Source organism: Geomonas oryzae (genome assembly GCF_004117875.1).
In the GTDB taxonomy this organism is placed as follows: domain Bacteria; phylum Desulfobacterota; class Desulfuromonadia; order Geobacterales; family Geobacteraceae; genus Geomonas; species Geomonas oryzae.
This window is the reverse complement of sequence record NZ_RAHW01000003.1, coordinates 251,621-271,415: the sequence shown is the minus strand read 5'-3', so window position 1 is coordinate 271,415 and position 19,795 is coordinate 251,621. Positions and strand designations below refer to the sequence as shown.

The following is a 19,795-nucleotide window of genomic DNA, read 5'->3' as shown; positions in this document are numbered from 1 at the left end:
GTCTTTGCGTGAGAAAAGGTTTTGGTTTTATCCCCTGTATCCCCTTTATCCCTGTTAAATGGTTTTGGTTTTAGCCTTTAAGTTTTACTGGAGAAATGATGCAAGAAGTTACTGTTATAGGCGGCGGTCTCGCCGGTTGCGAGGCGGCGTGGCAGGCGGCACAACGCGGCGTGAAGGTCCGCCTCTACGAGATGAAACCGCACAACTATTCCGAGGCGCACCACCTCCCGGGCCTCTCAGAACTGGTCTGCTCCAACTCGCTCCGAGGCGATGCCCTCGAGAACGCGGTGGGTCTTTTGAAGGAAGAGATGCGCAGGCTGCACACCCTTTTCATGGAAGGCGCCGAAGCGACCAAGGTCCCCGCCGGCGGCGCCCTCGCCGTCGATCGCACGCTCTTCTCCGAATACGTGACCAAAAAGATCGAGTCCCACCCGAACATCGAGGTGGTGCACGAGGAGATCACCCGCATCCCGGAAGAGGGGATCGTCATCGTCGCCTCGGGTCCCCTGACGAGCGGCGCACTCGCCGAGGAGATCGGTCGCCTCACCGGCAACTACCTCTACTTCTACGACGCCATCGCCCCCATCGTCGCCGCCGATTCCATCGACTACGACAAGGCCTTCCGCGCCTCGCGCTACGGCAAGGGTGACGGCGACGACTACCTGAACTGCCCCATGGACGAGGAGCAGTATAAAAACTTCGTCCGGGAGATCATCGCCGCCGAGAAGGTGGAGCCGAAGAGCTTCGAGAAGGTGGTGCACTTCGAAGGGTGCATGCCTATCGAGGAGATGGCGAGCCGCGGCGTCGAGACGCTGCGCTTTGGTCCCATGAAGCCGGTAGGGCTCGTCGACCCGCGCGTCGGTGTCGAGCCCTACGCCGTAATCCAGTTGCGCCAGGAGAACATGGAAGCTACCATGTACAACCTGGTCGGCTTCCAGACCAAGCTCACCTGGCCCGAGCAGAAGCGGATCTTCCGCATGATCCCGGGCCTTGAGAACGCCCAGTTCCTGCGCCTTGGTTCCATGCACCGCAACACCTTCATAAACGCGCCGAAGCTTCTGCTCCCCACCTGCCAGCTGAAGGAGGATTCAAGGATCCTCTTCGCCGGGCAGATCACCGGCGTGGAAGGTTACGTCGAGTCCGCTTCGAGCGGTTTCGTGGCCGGCGTCAACGCCGCGCGTCTGGCTTTGGGAGAGACGCTCCTCGTCCCCCCCGCCGAAACCGCCATAGGCGCCCTGGCCCGGCACATCACCAACACCGAGGCCGAGCACTTCCAGCCCATGAACGTGAACTACGGGCTTTTCCCGCCCCTTATCGGGCGCATAAAGAAGAAAGAGAAGCGTGGACTTCTGGCCCAGCGCGGTCTCGAGGCACTGGAGAAATGGCTTCCCGAGGTGTCGGCCTAGCTGTAGTGACAGCCTAGCCGCCGCGAGGGAAGGGGAGGGCGTCATGACGGGGAACAAGGAGAGTCAGGAAATAAGCGTGGTCGGCCGGCTTTTGTCCCTTGAGGCCCTGATCTTCGTGATGGGGGTAGCCTCGCTCATCTACGGTCTCGCCACCGGCAGCCATAAAAGAACCGCCCTGGGCGCCGCCGCCATCCTGCTAGTAGTCCTGGTCTACCGCCTCTGCAAACGCCGTAAAGGCTGAATGATTATCCGCCCAACCGCCCAGCAGCCCACGCAGCGCAGTATGTGGCCTGACGTCCCCCCCTTTGCGAAGGGGGGACAGGGGGGATTTGCCTTGATCACCCCGCTTAATAGTCCGACGTAAATTGCAAGGAGCACCGACATGACCCAAAGCATAATCCTCGCCTCCGCCTCCCCCCGGCGCAGCGAGCTTCTCGAATCTGCAGGAATCAACTTCCGCGTCGTCCCCGCCGACATCTGCGAGGACCCGCTTCCGGGCGAGGAACCGGTGGACCACGTGCTGCGTCTGGCCGAAGGAAAGGCCCGTGCGGCATCGGCAAAGACCGAAGGCCGCTTCTTCCTCGGCGCCGACACCATCGTCCTTTGCGACGGCGAGATCATGGGGAAACCCAAGGACCACGACGACGCCTTCCGCATGCTGAAGAAACTCTCCGGGGTGCCGCACGAGGTGGTCACAGGTTTCGCCATCTACGACCGGGAGCGCGACGGCGCCGTAGTCAAAGCGGTCCGCACCAAGGTGTACTTCAAGCAACTGCGCGACGAGGAGATCGAGTCCTATATCGCCACCGGTTGTCCCTTCGACAAGGCGGGCGCCTACGCCATCCAGGGTGGCGCCGCCCACATGGTGCAAAAGATCGACGGCTCCTACACCAACGTCGTCGGGCTGCCGCTTTGCGAGGTGGTTGAGCAGTTAAGGGTAATGGGCGCGTTGCCGCAGTAAGGAGGGTGCCATGGGCGAGATAACCGAAAACCTGAAAGCGATCGAGGGGCGCATCGCAAAGGCCGCACTCAGGGCCGGACGTGATCCGAAGGAGGTTCGGCTCGTCGCCGTCTCCAAGACCAAGCCTGCCGCGGCCATCGCCGAGGCATACTCCTGCGGCCAGCGCATCTTCGGCGAGAACTACGTCCAGGAACTGGTCGGTAAACTCGACGAGCTGCCGGAAGGGATCTCCTGGCACTTCATCGGCAACCTCCAGAGCAACAAGGTGCGGCAGATCGCCGGGAAGGTCGAGCTGATCCACTCGGTGGACCGCGCAAGCCTCGCAAAGGAGATCGACCGCCAGTGGGGCGCCCTGGGAAAGGTGTGCGAGATCCTGATCCAGGTGAACATCTCGCGTGAGGAAACCAAGGGCGGGACCAGCAGCGAGGAACTCATAGGTCTCGTGCGCGAGGTGGCGCAACTGCCGCACCTGAAAATCGTGGGCCTCATGACGATGCCCCCCTTCTTCGACGAACCGGAGCTGGCGCGCCCCTTCTTCAGAAAGCTGCGCGAGCTCTCCGAAGCGGTGGCGGGCGCAGCGATCGACGGCGTCGAGATGCGGGAACTCAGCATGGGGATGTCCGGGGATTTCGAGGCGGCGATCGAGGAGGGGGCTACCCTGGTGCGTGTCGGCTCGGCGCTTTTCGGCGAGCGCCAATACCACTGAGGCCGGGAAGGGGAATCAAGGTGCAACAAAAGGAAAAAACGGTCTCGAAACTAAGACGCCCCTTCGTGGCGGCGGGCGCCATCGTCGGGGCGGTGGGAAGCGGCTTCTATCTCTACCACAGCGCCGCGAGGGCGACTGTCGGCGGCGATCCCGTCTGGACCAGGTTCGTCAACGTCGCCCTCATCATGTTCGTCTCCATCTACCTCGCCAACCTGCTCAGGCGAGGTGTGGAGCGCTTCATCGGGAAGGGCTAGTCCTTTTCTTCCCTCATCGCGACCGGGACCAGGGCAAGGTACGCCGCCACCTTCTGGGCGATGAGCGATTCCAGCACGGCGAAGAAGAGCGAAACCGTGGCGTAGCAGGCAAGCGTCATCTCCATCGATGCCGGGATGCCCAGGTCGTTCGGCGAGTTGTGCGCCATCCAGATCATGGCGACGGCAAGGGTCGCGCAACCGAAGTGGCGCCAGACCCAGCGGTTCTGCTCAGCGAGCAGCTGTTCCAGCTGGCCGATCTCAGCTTCGTCGCAATGCTGCGCCGTGATCCAGGAAAAGTAGATGCGAGGCAGCATGACTGCGGTCATGATCATGGTTACGGACATCATCAGCGCGCTATAGATGTTCATATTCCCCTCCCTGTGGCACTCAAGGCTTCCCTCTCGCAGAAGCACAAAGAAGGCCCAAAATGGCGCCTGCGACATTATCTCTCATTAACTCCGTTTCTCCCGCCATTACCGATACTTATCCTCGACGCCTCCCCTCGCACACCTGTTCGCCGCCGCGCCGCTTCCTGCCGACTGTCCGGCATTTGCACACTAGCTGTCCCATCTGTACGCTAAATGACGCACACCCCGCGTCACCCAAGGCGGATACGAACCACACTCCCCCGCACCTTGACAAAAATTAAGTTGTCACTGCCGCGCGTTCATGCTAACGCTGGAAAGTTCAAAATCGGTCCAGGGAGAAAGCATGATCCACCTTTCCAACATCACGAAACAACACGGCTCGCAGGTACTTTTCCGCGAGGCGAGCTTCCAGATACTTCCCGGTACGAGGACGGGGCTCGTCGGTCCCAACGGCGCCGGCAAGACGTCGCTTTTCCGGATCATCACCGGCGAGGAAGAGGTGGATGCCGGTGAGATCACCGTCGGCAAGAAGACCACCATCGGTTACTTCTCCCAGAACATCGGCGATATGGCGGGACGTTCCGCCCTTCAGGAGGTGATGGCGGTCTCGGCGGAGACGGTGCGCCTGGCGGGCGAGCTGAAGCAGATGGAGGAGCAGATGGGGCAACCCATGTCCGACGACGACATGGCGAGCCTTCTCGAGCGCTACGGCGTCGCGATGGAAGAGTTCGAGCATCGCGGCGGCTACGATCTCGACTCCCGCGCCCAGGAAGTCCTCACCGGCCTCGGCATCGGCCCGGACCGTTTCCACAACCCGGTTGAATCCTTCAGCGGCGGCTGGCGCATGCGCGTGGCCCTCGCCGGCATACTCACCCTGCAGCCGGACGTGCTTCTTCTCGACGAGCCGACGAACCACCTGGACGTCGAATCGATCATCTGGCTTGAGGAGTGGTTAGCCAGCGAGTTCAAGGGCGCGCTTCTCATGACGAGCCACGACCGTGACTTCATGAACCGCGTGGTGACCCGCATCGTCGAGGTGGCCAACAAGACCGTCACCACCTACGGCGGCAATTACGATTTCTACGAGCGCGAGCGCGACATCCGGCGCGAGCAGCTCTTGGCGAGCTACAAGCGTCAGCAGGAGATGCTCGCGAAGGAAGAGGAGTTCATCGCCCGCTTCGCCGCCCGCGCCTCCCACGCCGCCCAGGTGCAGTCACGCGTGAAGAAGATCGAGAAGATCGACCGCATCGAGATCCCCCCCGAGGACAAGGTGGTCAAGTTCGTCTTCAACGAACCGCCGCGCAGCGGCGACGACGTCGTCATCATGGATAACCTCGGCAAGAGCTGGCCCAACCCGGACGGGAGCGAGCACCCCATCTTCTCCGGGGTGACCGGCGTCATCAAGCGCCTGAGCAAGATCGCCGTGGTCGGTGTGAACGGGGCCGGCAAGTCGACCTTCTTGAAGACCATAGCCGGGCAGACCGAGGCCACCTGCGGCAGCGTGGCGCTCGGCGCCAACGTGGAGCTCGGCTACTTCAGCCAGCACGCCATGGAGATCCTCGACCCGAAGAAGACCATCTTCGAAACGGTGCAGGACGTCATCCCTCTCGCCACCATCGGCGTCATCCGTAACCTCCTGGGCTCCTTCCTTTTCCAGGGGGACGACGTCGACAAGCGCGTCGAGAACCTCTCCGGCGGCGAGAAGAGCCGCGTCGTGCTGGCGACGCTCCTGGCGCGTCCGGTGAACTTCCTCGTTCTCGACGAGCCGACGAACCACCTGGACATCCGTTCGCGCGAGATCCTGCTCGACGCCCTTTCGAACTTCCAGGGGACCGTCATCCTGGTGAGCCACGACCGTCACTTCCTGCGCGAACTGGTGGACCGGGTCATCGAGGTGGACCACGGCGAGATGCGCCTCTACGAGGGGGACTACGACTACTACCTCTCCAAGACCGAGCACCGCCACCACGTCTAAAACCGCGCTTTGCGCCAGGACACGCCCATCATCCGGCATCCCCTCCCCTGGAGGGGGAGGGTCAGGGAGGGGGAGCGCAGGGGCCAAGGCTCCGGCTTCCCCCCTCCGGGGGGAGGAGCCTAGCCGCCGCAGCCCGACATTAGCGCCCTTTACATTCTTGTTTGCCTTCCGGGGGCGCTCCGTGTTATAAGTCGCATGCCGTTATTCAATGCCATCAGCCAAAGGAGAGCAGCCGCATGTCCAAACAGAACGAAATGACCTTTAAATACATCTTCACCTACGACTACAACCCCGTCTATGTGAACGGTGCCCACGGCGGGATCTCTCCGCGCGGCGAGCTCGTCATCAACTTCTACCTTGAGCGTCAGCCGCTTCCGAACGCCATCAGCCACGAGATCACCCAGGCCGGCCAGATTGGTCCGGAGACCGAGGTTGAGCCGTCCGATCTGGGCAGGAGCCTCGTGCGTCAGGTCATCAACGGTGTTGTCGTGAACCATCAGACCGCCCGCGAGCTGCACTTCTGGCTCGGTGAGAAGCTGAAGGAATTCGAAGCGATGGAGCAGGCACGTACCGCCATGGCCGCAGAGCAGGCAGGTCAGGTAACCCACTAAGGGTAGTGCTTTCACAAGTCGTCTAAAAGGGGCGGGGTTCCTCACGGGAGCGCCGCCCCTTCTTTTGCTTCATCCAGTAATGTCCAGTTTCATATCTGAGTGGAGGGAGCACCGCTCCCTACGAAGCGCTGCCCGCGCCTAGCGTCCCCCCCTTTGCGAAGGGGGGACAGGGGGGATTTGCCTTTTTGCAGCAAAGGCCCACCTTTCCCTAATGTGCAAAAAAAGATACAGTTTAGGGCCTCAGGCAGTACGGAAACGAGGGGCCGAGCCCCCTTTCCCTAAAGGAGTGAACGTGTCAAAGAAGTGTGTCGTTGGAAGCGAGTCGGTGCGGATGATCGAACTGGGGCATCCCTGGATCATCGCCGATGCCTATACCAGGAAATGGCCGGCCGGCGAGGCCGGGGACCTCGTGGAACTGGTCGATGCCTCCGGCGCCTTCCTCGCCACCGCGCTCCTTGACCCGTCAGACCGGATCGTGGCGCGGGTGCTGTCGCGCGAGCGGATGCGCCTGGACCGCGCATGGGTGCTGAAACGCCTGGAGCGCGCGGTGCAGCTTAGAAAGCAGCACGCCGACCTCGAGGATTCCGACGCCTACCGCCTCGTGAACGGCGAAGGGGACGGCCTTCCCGGCTTAACCGTCGACCGCTACGGCGATTACCTCATGGTGCAGATCTACTGCTCCGGCTGGCGCCGGCACCTCAAGCTCGTCACCCAGGCGCTCGAAGACCTCCTCGCACCGGCCGGGATCTACGAGAAGGTGCGCCCCCAGAACACGCGTGAGCTCGAGGCGGCCGGCGATTCCAAGAAGTACGGCCATCTCCTCGCCGGCACCTCCGCGCCGGAACCGCACCACGTGCGCGAGAACGGACTCGTCTTCCAGGTGAGCCTCGAGCGCGGCCTCAACACCGGGCTCTTCCTCGACATGCGCAAGAACCGCCGCGAACTGATGGCACGCGTGAAGGGGAAGCGTTTCCTGAACCTCTTCAGCTACACCGGCGCCTTTTCCGTGGCGGCGGCCGCGGCCGGGGCGAGCCTCGTCACCAGCGTGGACGCGTCCCCGGGATACATGGCGCAGGCGAGGGAAAACTTCAACCTGAACCGGCTGAACCCCAAGCGCCACGAGTTTCTGGTGGGGGATTGCCTCGCCACGCTCGACGACCTCGCGCGCCAGAAGAAGGTCTACGACGTGATCCTCATGGATCCCCCCTCATTCTCGACCACCTCCAAGAACCGCTTCACCACGCGTGGCGGGACTTCCGACCTCGCGGCTTCGGCGCTCAGGCTCTTAAAGCCCGGCGGACTCCTCATCACCTCGTCGAACCACCAGAAGGTCGATCTCGCGGATTACCTGAAGGAACTGCGCAGGGGGGCGTTGCAGGGTGGGGCGGAGTTGCAGGTGATTGCGGTCACCGGGCAGCCGGAGGATTTTCCGTACCCGGTGACCTTTGCGGAAGGGCGTTATCTGAAATACGTCGTCGCGGTGAAAGGGTAGGTCCCGCTAGCTCACGCCGCAGTCGCGCAGGTACTTCGCGTAGCGCTTGTCGGTGAGCTCGATGTGGTTCAAGACCCAGCTGGAGAGGAAATTCAGCAGTTCCAGGGCGAGCCCCGGCTTGCTGTTCCCAAGGCGCTCCTTGAAGGCGAACGCCTTCGCGATGAAACGCTGGTGTTCCAGCTCGTGCAGCGCCATCTCCGGATACTTGTGCTTGCGGAACAGCTCTTCCTCGACCGCGAAGTGGGCCTGGGCGTAGTTGAACAGGTTCGTCAGCACGTCCTCTACCACGTCCGCCCCCTGATTGTTCCTGATCGCCTCGTCCAGCTCTTCCATCATCTGGATCAGCCTTTTGTGCTGCTCGTCCACCTTCGCGATGCCGAGGCTGAGACTATCCGACCATGCCACTATTTCCATGAACCTCTCCCTTCGGGGTGCTCCTGTCTTTTGATGCGTGCCAAATTACGGTACTCTGTGGTATCTTTTGCCGTCTGTCATTGCCGCGGTATCCGGAGCCCTCATGCCACACCCTCCGACAAAGCACTTGGAGATCTTTCACCAGCAGATACTGCTTCCGGACAGCTCCGTCTTCTCGGTCCAGTGGATCGACCTTCCTTCTTCGGTCTCGCTTCGCGCCGCCCCCCCGTTCCTGCTCGAGCACTATTTCAAGGTCGTGCGCCGCGCCACCTTCGGTATGATCACCCCGGTTGCCGACGCCGACGGGGTACGCTTTCGCGTCAGCGGTCCAGGTCTCTCCCTGCTTTCTTTCGCTCCCCCCCGCTTCGAGACCATCGAGAACGCGCATGCCGTGCACCTCTACATCAGCGGCGGGTTTCTGGTGCAGCCCGGCGAGTGCGACAGCGGCATGTTCTCGCTGGCAACCGCACCGGCCGGGGATGGTATCCGTGTCACGGTGCGGCTCTCGGATTACTGCCCGCTGCTCCTTGGCAGTCGCACACCGTCGAGGCTCAGAAAGCTCCTCTACGGCTGGACGCAGTCGTACCTCCACAAGGTGGTGACCGTGCGTTACCTGGCCTCGCTTTATCACGAGCTGACCGGCGTGAAGCCGCGCGTCAGGGTAACCAGGGTGCAGGTGCGGCAGGGGACCGACATCTGACTCAAGCTTCTCTTCGGACGAGGGGATGACTACTTGAGGATTTTAAACGGCGCTATTCGCGGATCGGGGATGATTCAGGCGGGCTTCTTCCGGTTCAGCGATTCGTAAAGGGCGATCTGCTCGGCGATGGAAAGCTTCTTCTTGCCGCTTTGCCTGCCTCTGCACATCCTGCACCTGTCATCGGAGCACCACTGACAGAAATTGCAGTCCTCGCACGGGTGCTTCTTGCAGTTGTTTCCGCACCCTTCTTCTTTACTCATATTAATCACCGAACATAAGCGGGGAGCGGCGTTAGAGCCGCTCCCCTTCTTGTCAGTAGACGATGTTGCGCTTGGGCGCGGTCCCTTCGACGATGCGGGCGAAGGATTTCCCCTGGTCCGCGTTGATGAGGAGGTAACGCGGCAGCTTCATCACCTGGTCGTTCGGACCGGCGTGATGCGCTTCGATGGTGAAGGTGGCGACGTAGCCGGCCTCGGCGGCACGCTTCAGGAGGTAGTCGTCGTAGATGCCGAAGGGCCAGGCCAGAAGGTCGACCTTGGTGCCGAGCTTCTCCTCGAGGCGCGCCTTCGATTTCTTCAACTGGGTCTGCACCGACTTTTCGAATTCGGCCGGAGCCATCTTCTTCCTGTCCTTCTTGAAGTTCGGGTGCCAGAAGGTGTGCGACTGGATGTCGAAGCCGTTTTTCTGCAGCGTTTTCAGCTGTTCCCAGGTCATCGCGTACTTCGCGTTGGAGATGGCCGAGGGGTAGACGAACACGGTGACCGGGACGTTGTACTTCTTGGCGAGCGGCAGCATGTCGGTGTAGACCGACTTGTGGGCGTCGTCCTCGACGATGACCACGGACTTGGGTGCCGGTGCCGGTCCCTTTTTCAGGTAATAGTCCACCAGTTTCCTGAGCGGGATCACGGTATAGCCGTTCGCCTTCAGGTACTTCAGGTGTTCCTCGAAGACCGAGGTCTTTATCGTCATGCCGTCGGCCACGGTGGGGCCGAAGCGGTGGTAGAGAAGGATCGGGACGTGGACTCCCTGGGTGACGGCGGCCGGGGCGGCCTTTGCGGCGGGCGCCGCCTGTGCGCCGGTAGCGGCGAAGAGGGCGGCAAGGAGAAGGAACAGGATGCGGAACTTCATGCGGAATAAAACCTCCGTTATAGTTTCCCCTGGTCGAGGGGCGAAGCAAACGACCTAACATAGCAGAAACTTCGTAAATTTGAAACGGGAGAATCCTCGAGAATCATATCAATCTGCGCCGACCCCGCGGGATGGTAGAATACAAACCGGGGAAGGAGGCGCTGCCGCCCACGAAGCACCGACCGCGCCAAAACGTTCCCCCCTTTGCGAAGGGGGAGCCTGCCCCCCGTAGCCTTGGCGAAGGGGGGATAGAGGGGATTTACCGACTAGACCCCACAAGCCCCAGCGCATTTTATACTTGAAAAACCAACAGGAGGTGTACCATGCAAAATTACGAAATCAGGTGTCCCTCATGCGGCGCCAAGAACCGCGTCCCCTCCGACAAGGAAGGCATCGCAGGCAAGTGCGGCAGCTGCCGCGGCGAACTTCCTCCGCTTTACACCCACCCCTTGCAACTGGACGACTCCACTTTCAACCCCTTCCTCTCCTCCTACCACGGGCCGGTGCTGGTCGAGTTCTGGGCCCCATGGTGACCCCACTGCGTCTCATTCGCACCGGCGGTGCGAAAAGCTGCAGAACTTCTGGCCGGAAAGGCCGCCGTGATCCAGGTGAACTGCGATGACAGCCCGACCCTGTCGGCACGCTTCGGGGTACGAGGGATCCCGGTGACCCACCTGTTGCGCGGCGCAAAGACCGTGGACCAGATATCTGGTGCTCAATCAGCCGAAGCGCTCCTCGCCTGGTTCAGGCGCTGGGAACCATCAGCTTAACACTACTTCATCTTGTAATCCTTCAGCTTTTTTCCTACTGGGCGCATTGACAGAAAACGCGCCTTTGGCAGAATTGGTGTCGGCGGCTCCGATAATGAGAAAAGGAGGAAGGATGACCAGAGATCAATTGCAGATTCTCGAGAACCAACTGGTGGCGAACTGCCAGTACAAAGGGATTCAAACGACGCTGCAGAAACTGCTGGAAAACCTTTACCTGGGAAAGAGCCTCGACGCCATACTTGCCGAAATGCTCGAGTGACGCTGCACCTGGCAGGGAAAGCACCGCTGAGACAGTAACGGCCCAGTAAAGGACCGCAATGCCGGAAAACAAGAAGTCCACAATCCGCCTACAACTCTGCTTCCTGGTCGCGGCGTGCGTGCTGCCCGTTTGGCTTTTGGCCACGGTAATGGTGCGCCACGCCTACGTGACCAAACTGGACCAGGTGAACCGCGACATGCTGGTGAACGCGCGCGCCATGTCCCTCGTGGTGGACCGCGAACTTGCCAACGTCCAGGCGTCGCTCGCCGCTCTCGCCACATCCCCATCGTTCAGGAGCAGGGACCTACCCGCGCTTTATCTTCAGTGCAAGGAGATCCTCCGGAACTACCCGGGTGCGGACATCGTCATCGCCGACCGGGATGGGCAGCAGCTCGTCAACACCTACCGCCCCTTCGGGAGCACGCTTCCCAAACGCAGCAACCTCCGCATGGTGCGGCGCATCTTCGAGACCGGACAGCCGCAGGTGAGCGACCTTTTCATCGGGGCCGTCACCAGGCGACCGCTCATCGCCATAGATGTTCCCGTCATCATCGACGGCGGCGTGGCCTTCGATCTCTCCATGACTTTCTCGTCCGAAAAACTCTCCACGATCTTGCAAAGCAGAAACGTCTTCAAGGAGTGGTACGGCGCGGTGTTGGACCGCAACGGCGTCATCACGGCGCGCACCGGGAATCTCGGCGATGTCGTCGGAAAGCAGGCCGGCCTAGAGCTGCGCCGTGCCGCCGCCGCGGCAGGCGAGGGGAGTATCATGCAGACCTTCCCGGCGAAGGAAGAGGCCTTCACAGCCTTCGCCAAGTCTTCCTATTCAGGATGGACCGTCGCCTTCGGGGTGCCCAAGGGGCTGGTTCTGCACCAGATCTACCTATGGGTGGCGTGGGCCGTCGCCGGGGTTGCCGCCATTTCCATGCTCGGCCTCCTTTTGGCCATCTTCATCGGGCATCGCATCGCCAACGACGTGCTGAGCCTCGTGGAGCCCGCGCTGGCCATAGGGCAGGGGAGGGTGGTGACGAGCATACGCAGCGAGTCGGTCAAGGAGACCACCGAGGTGGCCGAGGCGCTCGTGCAGGCGTCGCATCTGTTGCAGCGGCGCGAGACGGAGCGCGATCTTGCCGAGCGGCAGCTCTCCCTCGCCATGGACGAGTTGCGCAGCGAGACCGCAGAAAAGATCCGCGCCCTCGAGGAGTTGCGCAGGCAGGAACAGCTTCTCACCCAGCAAAGCCGTCAGGCTGCCCTTGGGGAGATGATCGGCAACATCGCCCACCAATGGCGCCAGCCGCTGAACGCCCTTGGCCTCATGGTCCAGCAACCGCCTCTTTTTTACGAGCTAGGTCAGGTCGACCGGGAATACCTGGAAGAACATGCGCGCAAGACCATGCAGATCGTGAAGCACATGTCGCAGACCATCGACGATTTCAGGAGCTTCTTCCGGCCGGACAAGGAGAAGGTGCGCTTCAGGATCGCCGATGAGGTCGGCAAGACCCTCTCCCTCGTGGACGGATGGTTGCAGTCGCTCAATATTGCCGTGGAGGTGAAGCAGGATGGCGACCCGTGCATCGAGGGGTACCCGAACGAGTTTTCCCAGGTGCTCCTGAACATCCTGCTGAACACACGCGACGCCTTCGTCGAGCGCGCCGTCGCGTCACCGCGGGTGGTCATCGCCATCGGGGAGGAGAAGGATAGGTCGGTTGTGGTGGTCACCGACAACGCGGGGGGGATCCCGGAGGGGATCATCGACAAGATCTTCGACCCGTATTTCACCACGAAAGGGCCGCAGGCCGGAACCGGCGTAGGGCTCTTCATGTCCAAGACCATCATTGAAAAAAATATGGGAGGGGTGCTCACCGCGCGCAACGTGCCGGGCGGCGCCGAGTTCAGGATCGAGGTTTGATATGAAGCTTAGGATGATGGTCGTTGAAGATGACAGGGATACCCTGGAGATACTGGGCGTCGTGCTGCAGCGCAAGTACGTCGACATGGAGATCCGCACGGCGAACAACGGCAGAAAAGGGGTCGATCTCTTCAGGCAGGAGAGCTTCGACATCGTGATCACCGACGTGAACATGCCCGAGATGGATGGGATAGCCATGGTCCAGGCTCTGCGGGCCATAAAACCTGACGTGCAGTTGATCTTCATCACGGCCGACACCGGCAGGGCAACCGTCGAACACAGCGTCGGAACCGGTTTCCACCTCGACCATTACATCGCGAAACCGGTTGATTACAAGGATCTTTTTACAGCCATAGAAAAGTCACTGGAAGCTGTCAATGCCTGCCGCGGCTGACAAAGAAGCCCGCGGTACTGCATCAAAGGTGCTCGCTGTATTGCACTGTAGATAACGAAAACTGTACAAAGCGCCGCAGGACGCTGTATACTTCACCGCATGTTCTTTGTTATTGCCGTTGATTGAGAAGAGACCTGCAAACAGAAGGAGGAAATCCATGAAAAAGACAACTTTAGCAATCCTCGTTGCCGCTTCACTCGCACTTCCGGCCGTGGCATCGGCGGCCCCGTTCCGCCAGGGACCGTACATCGGCGGCTTCGTAGGCGTAACCGTCCCCGAGAAAACCGATGCAACTAGCTTCGGCAGCGGTACCCTGTTCAACGACAGGATCTCGTTCCAGCCCGGCGTGAACGTGGGCGGTGTCATGGGGTATGATTTCGGCGGGGTCCGTTTCGAGGGAGAAGTCTCCTACAAGGACATCAAGTTCGACACGATCACCGACCAGACAAGCAGGTACAACGTTGCCAACGGCAGCATTGATACGACTGCGTTCATGGCCAACGTGTTTTTCGACCTGCACAACCAGACCCCGATAACCCCCTACATCGGCGGAGGGGTTGGGTTCGCGGCCCTGCATCTGAACGACACCTACGCCTATGACAATGCAGGCTACGAGCTTTCCTATCTATCCGACGATGACGTCGTCTTCGCCTACCAGGTGGGGGGCGGTCTTGAGATTCCGCTGAACCGTCAGCTCTCTCTTGATCTTGCCTACCGGTACTTCGGCACCACCGAGGCGAACTTCTTCGACACGAAAATGGAACTCACCACCCACAATGCGACCGTAGGTCTCAGGCTCAAGTTCTGATAGTTTCGGGGGCCGCATGGCAGATTCCAACGCCCAAAATAATGAGTTGGAACGGCAGAACCAGCAACTGCTGGACGCCTACACTCAACTGGACCGCGCCATGGCCCAGTACGCCGAACTCTACGACAACGCCCCGGTCGGCTATCTCTCCACCGACTTCGAACGGCGCATCGTGAAGACCAACCTCACCTGCTGCTCGCTTCTGAAGCGGGACCGGATCGTCCTGCATGGGATGGATTTTCTCGACCTCGTGGCCAAGGGGGACCGGTCCTCGCTTCTGGAGTGTCTGGAGCGGGTGCGGCGTAGCAAGGGGAAGCTCGAGTGCGAGGTGAGGCTGCAAAACGGGACGCCGGTGCTTCTGGCGATGGAGGCCTCCGTGGCGCATCAGGAGTGCCGCATGGTGCTTCTGGACATCACGAAGCAGAAGCAGGCCGAGGACGCGCTCAGGGAGAGCGAGCGGCGCTTCAAAACGCTCGTCGAGGTGACCTCGGACTGGGTCTGGGAGGTGGACGAGAAGGGGGTGTACAGCTACGTAAGCCCCAAGGTGTACGACCTTCTGGGTTACGGTCCCGAAGAGGTGCTCGGCAAGACCCCCTTCGACCTCATGCCGCGTCACGAGGCGGAGCGGTTGCTCATGGTGTTTGGCGACATCGTGTCAAGGCGCGAGCCATTCCATAATCTGAAGAACGTGAATCTGCGCAAGGACGGCAAGGAAGTGCTTTTAGAGAGCAGCGGTATTCCCATCTTCGACGATGACGGGAATTTTTGCGGTTTCCGAGGCATCGACCGCGACATCACCGACCGGTGATTTCTGCTCCCTCTCCCGCCGGGAGAGGGGTGGGGTGAGGTGAGGGCGTCGCAACGACAGGAAAGATCACGACGATTCACCAGCAGCAAGTGGAAAAGAAAAAGGCCAAGTCATTCGACTTGGCCTTTGCTTTTTTATCATGGTGGGCGATACTGGGTTCGAACCAGTGACCCCTGCCGTGTGAAGGCAGTGCTCTCCCGCTGAGCTAATCGCCCGATGTGTTCTGTGTATGTACCAGATGGCCCAATCGATGTCAAGACTGTTTATCGCCGCTCAAGCCGCACTCAAGGCCGATGAAGGACAAGTATTGACGCTGGCGCTGATACTTATTCGTACTTGCCGGATAGGAAAATATCCTCACTGCCATAACCTTCCACGTGGTTTCCTCTTTCTGTACCCCTTCGCCACCTCATGGGTTTACGAGTCGCGAAAATGAAACGGCATGCACGGTGGACGGGAGGGGGGATGGGCTGTGCGGCAGGGGGAGGAGTGGATATAAGCCGTCCCCACGAGCCGGTAATGTCGTCACTTTACGCGCTAACATCGTTCTAGATTTTACCTCTTTCGCCTTGACACGGTCCTTTGGCTGTTGCTATAGTGCGGCGTCTCGAGGGGCTTCCGTTAGCGTCAGCGCAAACCTTTCTTACCATGCCGATAGGGGCCCCGCACAATTACCAAGAGGTGTCGTTTTGAAACTGGAACGCGGTCTTATTCAGGTGTATACCGGTAACGGCAAAGGGAAAACCACCGCTTCGCTGGGACTTGCCCTGCGTGCCGTAGGTCGCGAGCTGAAGGTCTGCATGATCCAGTTCATGAAGGGGGGCGGGCCCTACGGTGAGCAGATGGCCGCAGAGAAACTCGCGCCTTTTCTCACCATCATCCAGACCGGGCGTCCCGGCTGGGTGAACAAGGACAACCCGCACCAGACCGACAAGGACTTGGCCGCAGAGGCGCTCGCACTTGCTGCCGAGAAGGTGCAGGGAGGGGAGTACGATCTCGTCATCCTCGACGAGGTGAACGGTGCCGTCTCCATGGGACTCGTCCCGGTGGAAGCGCTGCTCGATCTCATGGCGAAGAAGCCGGAAAAGGTCGAACTCGTTCTTACCGGCCGCAATGCGCACGAGCGCGTCATCGCCGCGGCCGATCTGGTCACCGAGATGTGCGAGATCAAGCACTACTACAAGGCGGGCGTCAACGCGCGCGTCGGCATCGAGAAATAACTTACCATTCAATATACTGATAGCGGAGGTTTGCCATGGCAGAAAGAAGAGTTCGCGTGTTGGTAGGAAAGCCCGGTCTGGACGGGCACGACAGGGGGGCGAAGATCATCGCCCGCGCCTTCCGTGATGCCGGTTTCGAGGTTATCTACACCGGTCTGCACCAGACCCCGGAGCAGATAGTATCGGCCGCCATCCAGGAAGACGTCGACTGCGTCGCCCTTTCCATCCTTTCCGGCGCACACAACACCCTGCTTCCCGCGGTGAAAGAGATCCTCGTCGAGAAGGGAGCCGCCGACATCGTGCTCATGGCAGGCGGCGTCATTCCCGAGGACGACATCCCCGGGCTCAAGAAGTCCGGCATCGCCGAAGTCTTCACCCCCGGCACCTCCACCGAGACCATCGTAGGCTGGGTGCGCGACAACGTAACGCCCCACGCTTAAACCTAACGGACGTTCTACGTTCTGCGTTCTACGTTCTACGTTACCACCCGAACCGAACCCATGCGCCGCGCAAGTTGCCAAAAGGCAGCCCGCGGCGTATCACTTGGTGCTCCCGTAACGTCTCCTTGACCGATGAACGCCGCGTTGAAGTTGTGATTGTTGTTAACGTAGAACCTAGAACGTAGAACGTAGAACGTAGAACGTTTTCTGGAGTAATTATGTCCTTAGCCGAACGTGTGCTCGACGGCGACATCCGTGCCGCCGCGCGTCTGATGCGCGACATCGACGACCGCTTCAAAAGCGCCGTCGAGGAGCTGAAAACCCTCTACCCCCATACCGGCAACGCCTACATCATCGGCATCACCGGTCCTCCGGGGGCGGGGAAATCGACCCTCGTCGACCAGATCGTCGCGGCCTACCGCAAACGCGACCTCCTGGTCGGCGTAGTCGCCATCGACCCGACCAGCCCCTTCTCGGGGGGCGCCATCCTCGGTGACCGCATCCGCATGAACCGCCACGCCGACGATGCCGGCGTCTTCATCCGCAGCCTCGCCACGCGCGGCGCCCTGGGCGGACTCTCCCGCTCCACAATGGACGTGGCGAACGTCATGGACGCCATGGGAATGGACGTCATCGTCATCGAGACCGTCGGCGTCGGACAGGACGAAGTCGATATCGTCAGCACCGCGCACACCACGGTCGTCGTCATGGTCCCGGGTCTGGGCGACGACATCCAGGCGATCAAGGCGGGCATCCTCGAGATCGGCGACGTCTTCGTCGTGAACAAGGCCGACCGCGACGGCGCCGAGCGTACCGCACGCGAACTCACCACCATGCTCGAGATGAAACACCCGGACGAGGACGGCTGGGTTCCCCGCGTCATGAAAACCGAGGGGAGCAGGGGCGTCGGCATCGAGGAACTCGTCGAGGAGTTCGACGCGCACCGCACCTACCTGAAGGAGTCGGGCGCCCTGCAGCGCCTGATCGAGGAACGAAACGCCAAGGTGTTCGCCGATACACTCAAGGACGAGCTCTTCGAGAGCGTCATGAGCGCCATCAGCGAGAACGGCACCTACCAGGATATCCTCAACGGGCTGCGCGACAGGAGCACCGACCCCTACAGCGCGGTGCAGAAAGTCATGGCGGAAAGCGCTTTTACTTGACCGCTCACGGCAAAAGTGTTAATTAACACAGAAATGGGGCCTAAGGCCCCATTAGTCGTTTTCCGGTTGGGAGTAGGCAAGAATGTTACGTAAGCTTCTGGCGTTCGTCGTACTGGCAGTCCTTTTTTCCATCGTCGTATATAACCCCTCCGCTATCTCCTTACCCGGAGCGAATCCCCAAGATCCAGCCAAGGAAGACCTGACCCGCGTGGAGTACCCGAGTCTCGCCAAGATTGCCTGGCGCGGGCATTTCATACAGCCCAACGAGACCCTGGAGTCCCTTTACGGCGAGGACTGGCCCGTCGTGGCGCGCTTCAACCGCATCGACCGGCGTCACGTCTATCCCGGGATGACCATCAAGGTTCCCGTCGATATGGCCGCCGCGCGGAGCTACACCCCGATGCCCGCCGAGTACCCCGAGGCGAAGCGCTACGGGAAATACATCCTCATCGACATGACCGAGCAGTGGATGGGCGCCTACGAGAACGGCAAGCTCCGTTTCTCCGCCCCTGCCGCCACCGGCGCGCCCGGACATGAAACCCCCGTCGGTGTTTTCCGCATCGATGCGCGGCACCGCACCCACACCTCCTCCCTGTACAAGACCGAGGACGAAACCGGTCAGTATCCGATGGACAACGCGATGCGTTTCCACATCGGTCCCGACAACGTCTCCTACTGGATCCATGCCCGCGATCTCCCCGGCAAGCCCGCCTCCCACGGTTGCGTGGGCCTCTACGACGAGGGGATGCAGAACCGCGTCTACGGCATACCCGAGAAGCCGGTGCTGCTCGATTCCGAGAAATTCTACGCCTGGGCCGTAGGCGAGAACGAGTACGAAGACGACACCGGCAATCTCGAAGAACTGGAAGACGGCCCCGTAGTCGAGGTCAGAGGCCAAAACCCCGTTTACCGCAAGTAGCCCTTCTGTTTTTGCAACTCTTAGCAAGTCGGCGAAGTTTGCCCACGAAGCGTCGCAGGTGACCTCGCGCTCCCCCCTTTGCGAAGGGGGGACGGGGGGGATTTGCTCTTTGCTCCGCAGTTCCCACCGCTCAAACCCCAACTCCAAGTAGTTGCTTATCTTAGAGGTACATTGACAGTTGCTCGGCACCTAGCGTCTGCTTCGCTTTGGCCGTTTCAGTAGGTGTTTGCCTGATCCAATGGAGGTGAAATCCCCTGTACCCCGTAGTCTGCCTCCGCTAAGGGGGGACCGTTGGAATTTGCGGTATACTCTCCAAGTGTCCCGGTCACTGAGTCAGCCGAATCCCCACTGTCATAACTGGAGCTGCCGTGCAGGAACTGTTCAAGGAATACTTGCAGGTCCACGGTTACTGGGTGCTCTTTCTAGGCACCTTCCTTGAAGGAGAAGCCGTCCTCATCTTTGCCGGCTTTCTCGCCTTCCAGGGATACCTCGATATATACCTTGTCATCCTCTCCGCCCTGGTCGGTTCCTTCCTGGGCGACCAGTTCTATTTCCACATAGGTCGCCGCAAAGGGGCCCAACTCTTGCGGTTTTTCACCGCCATCGCCAGGAAGTTCAAAAAAGCCCTGCGACTCATCGAGCGTTACGGCACCTTCGTAGCGTTCGTCTCCCGTTACACCTACGGCTTCCGCATCATCCTCCCGATCATCCTGGGCATGACCACCTTTCCATCGCATCGCTTCCTGTATCTGAACCTGCTCTCCGCGCTAACCTGGTCCATCATCTTCTCCCTGGCCGGCTATCTCTTCGGCAAGACCGCGTCCCTCTTCATAGAAGATCTGGAGAGTTACGAGCCGTACCTGATGCTCGTACTAGCTGGAGTCATCGCCTGTTTCTGGTCCAGTCACTTTGTCGTGCACCGTTGGCGCAAGCGGCACGCGAGAGCCCGTCTGAACCGCATAAAGTCCCGCCCCCGCCACCCAAGACCCAACCACCACCTTCCACGCGTGTAGCCGCCTGACGTTCCCCCCTTTGCGAAGGGTCTTCATGAAATTCCGGGAGAATCGCCCTTTGAGGCCTCCCCCTCCCT

Annotated in this window: 24 protein-coding genes and 1 tRNA gene; 20 read left to right on the top strand and 5 right to left on the bottom strand. The window is 60.6% G+C overall.

What is annotated here, in order from left to right; genetic code table 11:
* The first annotated feature begins 95 nt into the window (after positions 1-95).
* The 5 genes from trmFO (at position 96) to D6Z24_RS09430 (ending at position 3,327) form a co-directional block, all read left to right on the top strand.
* The gene (trmFO, locus tag D6Z24_RS09450; protein WP_129126336.1) at positions 96-1,406 is read left to right on the top strand and encodes a methylenetetrahydrofolate--tRNA-(uracil(54)-C(5))-methyltransferase (FADH(2)-oxidizing) TrmFO; all 1,311 of its coding nucleotides are present in this window, start codon (positions 96-98) and stop codon (positions 1,404-1,406) included.
* 43 nt (positions 1,407-1,449) lie between these two features.
* The gene (locus tag D6Z24_RS09445) at positions 1,450-1,647 is read left to right on the top strand and encodes a hypothetical protein (protein ID WP_129126335.1); all 198 of its coding nucleotides are present in this window, start codon (positions 1,450-1,452) and stop codon (positions 1,645-1,647) included.
* 141 nt (positions 1,648-1,788) lie between these two features.
* Positions 1,789-2,367, top strand: a complete 579-nt coding sequence (locus D6Z24_RS09440; RefSeq protein ID WP_129126334.1) for a Maf family nucleotide pyrophosphatase — start codon at positions 1,789-1,791, stop codon at positions 2,365-2,367.
* 10 nt (positions 2,368-2,377) lie between these two features.
* Positions 2,378-3,073 carry a YggS family pyridoxal phosphate-dependent enzyme gene (locus D6Z24_RS09435; RefSeq protein ID WP_129126333.1) on the top strand — a complete coding sequence of 232 codons (696 nt, stop codon included), beginning with the start codon at positions 2,378-2,380 and terminating at the stop codon, positions 3,071-3,073.
* 20 nt (positions 3,074-3,093) lie between these two features.
* On the top strand, positions 3,094-3,327 hold the full coding sequence (locus D6Z24_RS09430) for a hypothetical protein (protein ID WP_129126332.1): 234 nt from the start codon (positions 3,094-3,096) through the stop codon (positions 3,325-3,327).
* Here the strand turns inward: D6Z24_RS09430 and D6Z24_RS09425 are convergent.
* Positions 3,324-3,695: a hypothetical protein gene (locus D6Z24_RS09425; RefSeq protein ID WP_129126331.1), complete on the bottom strand. Its 372-nt coding sequence runs from the start codon at positions 3,693-3,695 to the stop codon at positions 3,324-3,326. The two genes, D6Z24_RS09430 and D6Z24_RS09425, sit on opposite strands and share 4 nt — an antisense overlap.
* Before the next feature lie 343 nt (positions 3,696-4,038).
* Between D6Z24_RS09425 and D6Z24_RS09420 the strand changes: the two genes are divergently transcribed.
* The 3 genes from D6Z24_RS09420 (at position 4,039) to D6Z24_RS09410 (ending at position 7,773) form a co-directional block, all read left to right on the top strand.
* On the top strand, positions 4,039-5,670 hold the full coding sequence (locus D6Z24_RS09420) for an ABC-F family ATP-binding cassette domain-containing protein (protein WP_129126330.1): 1,632 nt from the start codon (positions 4,039-4,041) through the stop codon (positions 5,668-5,670).
* 236 nt (positions 5,671-5,906) lie between these two features.
* Complete coding sequence (locus D6Z24_RS09415) at positions 5,907-6,281, top strand: hypothetical protein (RefSeq protein ID WP_129126329.1); 375 nt, start codon at positions 5,907-5,909, stop codon at positions 6,279-6,281.
* A 292-nt stretch (positions 6,282-6,573) separates the two neighbouring features.
* Positions 6,574-7,773, top strand: coding sequence for a class I SAM-dependent rRNA methyltransferase (locus D6Z24_RS09410; RefSeq protein ID WP_129126328.1), 1,200 nt, complete (start codon positions 6,574-6,576; stop codon positions 7,771-7,773).
* 6 nt (positions 7,774-7,779) lie between these two features.
* Here the strand turns inward: D6Z24_RS09410 and D6Z24_RS09405 are convergent, their stop codons facing one another.
* Positions 7,780-8,187, bottom strand: coding sequence for a bacteriohemerythrin (locus D6Z24_RS09405; RefSeq protein ID WP_129126327.1), 408 nt, complete (start codon positions 8,185-8,187; stop codon positions 7,780-7,782).
* A 103-nt stretch (positions 8,188-8,290) separates the two neighbouring features.
* Here D6Z24_RS09405 and D6Z24_RS09400 point away from each other — a divergent pair, with 103 nt between their 5' ends.
* Entirely contained in the window at positions 8,291-8,887 is a 597-nt protein-coding gene (locus D6Z24_RS09400; RefSeq protein WP_129126326.1) for a hypothetical protein, read from the top strand.
* Between the two features lie 74 nt (positions 8,888-8,961).
* Here the strand turns inward: D6Z24_RS09400 and D6Z24_RS09395 are convergent, their stop codons facing one another.
* Positions 8,962-9,147, bottom strand: a complete 186-nt coding sequence (locus tag D6Z24_RS09395; RefSeq protein ID WP_129126325.1) for a hypothetical protein — start codon at positions 9,145-9,147, stop codon at positions 8,962-8,964.
* A gap of 52 nt (positions 9,148-9,199) precedes the next feature.
* Positions 9,200-10,015 (bottom strand): polysaccharide deacetylase family protein, encoded by an 816-nt coding sequence (locus tag D6Z24_RS09390; RefSeq protein ID WP_129126324.1) that lies wholly within the window; start codon positions 10,013-10,015, stop codon positions 9,200-9,202.
* Positions 10,016-10,338: 323 nt separating this feature from the next.
* Here D6Z24_RS09390 and D6Z24_RS09385 point away from each other — a divergent pair, with 323 nt between their 5' ends.
* From D6Z24_RS09385 to D6Z24_RS09365, 6 genes are all read left to right on the top strand, one after another.
* Positions 10,339-10,785 (top strand): thioredoxin domain-containing protein, encoded by a 447-nt coding sequence (locus D6Z24_RS09385; protein WP_129126323.1) that lies wholly within the window; start codon positions 10,339-10,341, stop codon positions 10,783-10,785.
* Positions 10,786-10,897: 112 nt separating this feature from the next.
* Positions 10,898-11,044: a hypothetical protein gene (locus tag D6Z24_RS21630; RefSeq protein ID WP_198419532.1), complete on the top strand. Its 147-nt coding sequence runs from the start codon at positions 10,898-10,900 to the stop codon at positions 11,042-11,044.
* Between the two features lie 58 nt (positions 11,045-11,102).
* Positions 11,103-12,953 (top strand): sensor histidine kinase, encoded by a 1,851-nt coding sequence (locus D6Z24_RS09380; RefSeq protein WP_129126322.1) that lies wholly within the window; start codon positions 11,103-11,105, stop codon positions 12,951-12,953.
* A 1-nt stretch (position 12,954) separates the two neighbouring features.
* A complete protein-coding gene (locus tag D6Z24_RS09375; protein WP_129126321.1) occupies positions 12,955-13,347 on the top strand; it encodes a response regulator in 393 nt (130 codons plus the stop codon).
* 157 nt (positions 13,348-13,504) lie between these two features.
* Complete coding sequence (locus D6Z24_RS09370; RefSeq protein WP_129126320.1) at positions 13,505-14,155, top strand: outer membrane protein; 651 nt, start codon at positions 13,505-13,507, stop codon at positions 14,153-14,155.
* A gap of 16 nt (positions 14,156-14,171) precedes the next feature.
* Entirely contained in the window at positions 14,172-14,963 is a 792-nt protein-coding gene (locus D6Z24_RS09365) for a PAS domain-containing protein (protein ID WP_129126319.1), read from the top strand.
* Between the two features lie 140 nt (positions 14,964-15,103).
* Here the strand turns inward: D6Z24_RS09365 and D6Z24_RS09360 are convergent.
* Positions 15,104-15,178, bottom strand: a tRNA-Val gene (locus D6Z24_RS09360).
* Positions 15,179-15,652: 474 nt separating this feature from the next.
* Here D6Z24_RS09360 and cobO point away from each other — a divergent pair.
* The 5 genes from cobO to D6Z24_RS09335 all read left to right on the top strand — a co-directional run bounded on the left by cobO (position 15,653) and on the right by D6Z24_RS09335 (position 19,718).
* Positions 15,653-16,183 (top strand): cob(I)yrinic acid a,c-diamide adenosyltransferase, encoded by a 531-nt coding sequence (cobO, locus tag D6Z24_RS09355; protein ID WP_129126318.1) that lies wholly within the window; start codon positions 15,653-15,655, stop codon positions 16,181-16,183.
* A 35-nt stretch (positions 16,184-16,218) separates the two neighbouring features.
* Positions 16,219-16,623, top strand: coding sequence for a cobalamin B12-binding domain-containing protein (locus D6Z24_RS09350; protein ID WP_129126317.1), 405 nt, complete (start codon positions 16,219-16,221; stop codon positions 16,621-16,623).
* Positions 16,624-16,841: 218 nt separating this feature from the next.
* Positions 16,842-17,786 (top strand): methylmalonyl Co-A mutase-associated GTPase MeaB, encoded by a 945-nt coding sequence (meaB, locus tag D6Z24_RS09345; RefSeq protein ID WP_129126316.1) that lies wholly within the window; start codon positions 16,842-16,844, stop codon positions 17,784-17,786.
* A gap of 82 nt (positions 17,787-17,868) precedes the next feature.
* Positions 17,869-18,705 (top strand): L,D-transpeptidase family protein, encoded by an 837-nt coding sequence (locus tag D6Z24_RS09340; RefSeq protein ID WP_129126315.1) that lies wholly within the window; start codon positions 17,869-17,871, stop codon positions 18,703-18,705.
* A 368-nt stretch (positions 18,706-19,073) separates the two neighbouring features.
* Positions 19,074-19,718, top strand: coding sequence for a DedA family protein (locus tag D6Z24_RS09335; protein ID WP_129126314.1), 645 nt, complete (start codon positions 19,074-19,076; stop codon positions 19,716-19,718).
* The last annotated feature ends 77 nt before the right edge of the window (positions 19,719-19,795 follow it).

Coding starts and splice junctions, on each gene's coding strand:
- trmFO (WP_129126336.1), top strand. CDS start 96: ATGATGCAAGAAGTTACTGTTATAGGCGGCGGTCTCGCCGGTTGCGAG.
- D6Z24_RS09445 (WP_129126335.1), top strand. CDS start 1,450: ATGACGGGGAACAAGGAGAGTCAGGAAATAAGCGTGGTCGGCCGGCTT.
- D6Z24_RS09440 (WP_129126334.1), top strand. CDS start 1,789: ATGACCCAAAGCATAATCCTCGCCTCCGCCTCCCCCCGGCGCAGCGAG.
- D6Z24_RS09435 (WP_129126333.1), top strand. CDS start 2,378: ATGGGCGAGATAACCGAAAACCTGAAAGCGATCGAGGGGCGCATCGCA.
- D6Z24_RS09425 (WP_129126331.1), bottom strand. CDS start 3,695: ATGAACATCTATAGCGCGCTGATGATGTCCGTAACCATGATCATGACC.
- D6Z24_RS09420 (WP_129126330.1), top strand. CDS start 4,039: ATGATCCACCTTTCCAACATCACGAAACAACACGGCTCGCAGGTACTT.
- D6Z24_RS09415 (WP_129126329.1), top strand. CDS start 5,907: ATGTCCAAACAGAACGAAATGACCTTTAAATACATCTTCACCTACGAC.
- D6Z24_RS09405 (WP_129126327.1), bottom strand. CDS start 8,187: ATGGAAATAGTGGCATGGTCGGATAGTCTCAGCCTCGGCATCGCGAAG.
- D6Z24_RS09400 (WP_129126326.1), top strand. CDS start 8,291: ATGCCACACCCTCCGACAAAGCACTTGGAGATCTTTCACCAGCAGATA.
- D6Z24_RS09395 (WP_129126325.1), bottom strand. CDS start 9,147: ATGAGTAAAGAAGAAGGGTGCGGAAACAACTGCAAGAAGCACCCGTGC.
- D6Z24_RS09390 (WP_129126324.1), bottom strand. CDS start 10,015: ATGAAGTTCCGCATCCTGTTCCTTCTCCTTGCCGCCCTCTTCGCCGCT.
- D6Z24_RS21630 (WP_198419532.1), top strand. CDS start 10,898: ATGACCAGAGATCAATTGCAGATTCTCGAGAACCAACTGGTGGCGAAC.
- D6Z24_RS09380 (WP_129126322.1), top strand. CDS start 11,103: ATGCCGGAAAACAAGAAGTCCACAATCCGCCTACAACTCTGCTTCCTG.
- D6Z24_RS09375 (WP_129126321.1), top strand. CDS start 12,955: ATGAAGCTTAGGATGATGGTCGTTGAAGATGACAGGGATACCCTGGAG.
- D6Z24_RS09370 (WP_129126320.1), top strand. CDS start 13,505: ATGAAAAAGACAACTTTAGCAATCCTCGTTGCCGCTTCACTCGCACTT.
- D6Z24_RS09365 (WP_129126319.1), top strand. CDS start 14,172: ATGGCAGATTCCAACGCCCAAAATAATGAGTTGGAACGGCAGAACCAG.
- D6Z24_RS09350 (WP_129126317.1), top strand. CDS start 16,219: ATGGCAGAAAGAAGAGTTCGCGTGTTGGTAGGAAAGCCCGGTCTGGAC.
- meaB (WP_129126316.1), top strand. CDS start 16,842: ATGTCCTTAGCCGAACGTGTGCTCGACGGCGACATCCGTGCCGCCGCG.
- D6Z24_RS09340 (WP_129126315.1), top strand. CDS start 17,869: ATGTTACGTAAGCTTCTGGCGTTCGTCGTACTGGCAGTCCTTTTTTCC.